2 protein-coding genes and 1 pseudogene are annotated in these 2,361 nt (G+C 46.6%); all 3 read right to left on the bottom strand.

Features of this window, described 5'->3' with window-relative positions:
- Positions 1 to 31 precede the first annotated feature (31 nt).
- The gene (tnpC, locus tag HLH18_RS10890) at positions 32 to 1,678 is read right to left on the bottom strand and encodes an IS66 family transposase (RefSeq protein WP_171546851.1); all 1,647 of its coding nucleotides are present in this window, start codon (positions 1,676 to 1,678) and stop codon (positions 32 to 34) included.
- Positions 1,679 to 1,752: 74 nt separating this feature from the next.
- The gene (gene tnpB, locus HLH18_RS10885) at positions 1,753 to 2,088 is read right to left on the bottom strand and encodes an IS66 family insertion sequence element accessory protein TnpB (RefSeq protein WP_004669045.1); all 336 of its coding nucleotides are present in this window, start codon (positions 2,086 to 2,088) and stop codon (positions 1,753 to 1,755) included.
- A pseudogene (locus HLH18_RS15850) lies at positions 2,085 to 2,361 on the bottom strand (IS66 family insertion sequence element accessory protein TnpB); the annotation flags it as partial. The gene tnpB and the pseudogene HLH18_RS15850, both read right to left, overlap by 4 nt.

Genomic DNA, 2,361 nt, shown 5'->3' with positions numbered 1-2,361 from the left:
GTAAGCATCCGCTGAACCCCATTGCTATGTTTTAACGGGGTTCAGGTTTCCAACGGTGTGGCAGTAATTCTTCTATTTGGGTCACTTTATGTGTCGGCAGCCTTTTCAGTACATCACTTAAATAGGCATACGGATCCAGCCCATTCAGTTTTGCTGACTGGATTAAAGTCATGATATTTGCCGCTCGCTGACCACTGCGCAGCGAACCTGCAAATAACCAGTTCTTACGCCCCAAAGCCCAAGGCCGCATTTGATTCTCGACCCAATTATTGCAAATAGGCAGATTGCCATCATCTAGATAACGGCTTAAGGCTTCCCAACGTTTTAGGCTGTAATTAATAGCTTTAGCAGTTGCAGAGCTTGAGGGTACTGCAAGTTGATGTTGTGTCAGCCATTCATAGAGTTGCTGCATAACAGCTTGACTATACTGTTGCCGGTACTTATAGCGTTGTTCTGCTGTACCGTCGGTATTTTTTCTTATTTCAGCCTCTATCGCATACAGCTTCTGAATCAAGAACAAAGCCTGTTCTGCAATCTGACTTTTCCCGGTCACATGCAACTCATGAAATTTACGTCGTGCATGTGCCATGCAGCCCACCTCAATGACCTGGCCTGATTTAAAGCGTGCTTTGTAGCCACTGTAATCATCACAGACCAGATGACCTTGCCAATCTTTTAGAAAGGCTTCGGCATGTTCACCAGAGCGACTGTCTTGAAAGTCATAAATCACGGCTTGAACTGGATTATATTGGGTTGTTGCATAAGCCCAGACATAACCTTTCTTCGGTTTTTTATCTTTATCATCCATCCGCATGATGGTGACGGGTGTTTCATCTGCATGAATCACCGCTTGCTGTAGGATCACCTTTCTTAATGCATCGGTTAGGCGTTCTAACTCTACACCACAGCGACCAATCCAGTCAGATAAGGTTGATCTGGACAGATCAACACCTACGCGTAGAAAGATTTGACGTTGCCGGTACAGCGGTAAATGATCGGCATATTTAGACACCAGTACATGGCTAAGCAGTTCAGGACTGGCAATGCCTTTATCAATCACATAGGCTGGCATCGCTTGTTGGGTCAGTGTGTCACACTGGTCACAGACCCATTTGCCACGCACATGCTGTTCCTTATAGAACTGTGCCGGTCTGAAATTCAGTTTTTCACTGATATCTTCACCGATACGACGCAAGGCACAGCCACAGGCACATTCTGTCGATGCAGGTTCATGCTCAATACGGATGGTGTGTAGATGATCTGGTAATGGTCGACGTTTAGGTTTGTTGGCTGTGGCTTTCTGCGCAGCTGCATCGGTTTTAGCTGCATTCAGTCGTTCCAGTTCCAGATCAACCGCTGCGATATCTTCTTCAACCGCTTCGTCCCATAGGTGGATTTGTTTTGCGGTTAGATGTTCGTTTTTACTGCCGAATTTATGCTGTTTAAATAGTGCGAGCTCATGCTCGTATTTTTGCGTGAGAATAGAGAGATGTTGGTTGCATGCTTCAAGATGTTGAACTTTGGCATCTAATTGTTGATTTGATACTTCTAGATGTTGAACCTTGGTATCTAACTGTTGATTTGATTGCGCTAGAGACTGATGCTGAATCGCCAACTGCCGGGTAAATTCCAGCAGTTGTGTATGGGTCAGTTGGCTTAAATCAGGCAGCGTATTCATGACCACAGTATGGCTGAGATCATGAATATGTGTAAATAAAACGTTTGGAGAATAGCAGAATGGATGAGCTTGGTTTAGAGCATTGTTACCACTTGCTGCAGTCCGATTCTCTGCCAAGCTAAACCTTGGATCAGTGCCTGTAACTGTTCCGGGCTGATCGCCACGGTTTCACCCTGGTGAACCTGAGCCCAGTGAAATTTGCCCTGTTCCAGCCGCCGGGCACACAGCCAGATACCCAGTCCATCATGCACCAGCACTTTCATGCGATGGCCACGTTTATTACAGAACAGGTAAGCACAATGCGGTTTGATATAGCCAAAGGCTCTCAGCACCTGAGCCATGGCCGTATCCATACCTGCACGCATATCCATCGGCTGGGTAGAGAGCCAGATTTCATCGATACGGATCATTTGATCAAGCCCTGAATTAAAGGCAGTAATTCCTTTGCCGACTCCACCGGCCAGTCGATCTCGATCATCTGATCCCTTGCGGAACCTTGTTCCTTATGCAATGGAATCCTGATATGAGCGACAGCATTCTTCTCCGGCACAGGTGGTGGAGGTGTTTCTTGTCTGACTGGAGTCGGGTGAAGAATGACGGGAAGAAAGTCGGTCTGTGGACTGGGTGGGCTTTTTAATGCCGGGACCATTGATCTGGACTGGCGAATCCATTTATGTAGCAGA

This window comes from Acinetobacter sp. ANC 5414 (assembly GCF_013004295.1).
Lineage (GTDB): Bacteria > Pseudomonadota > Gammaproteobacteria > Pseudomonadales > Moraxellaceae > Acinetobacter.
Note: the sequence above shows the minus strand (reverse complement) of the source record. Positions and strands in the feature narration are given on the sequence as shown.

Bases quoted from the DNA above. Each gene is read 5' to 3' on its own strand.
- tnpB (WP_004669045.1), bottom strand. From the start codon at position 2,088: ATGATCCGTATCGATGAAATCTGGCTCTCTACCCAGCCGATGGATATG.
- tnpC (WP_171546851.1), bottom strand. From the start codon at position 1,678: ATGAATACGCTGCCTGATTTAAGCCAACTGACCCATACACAACTGCTG.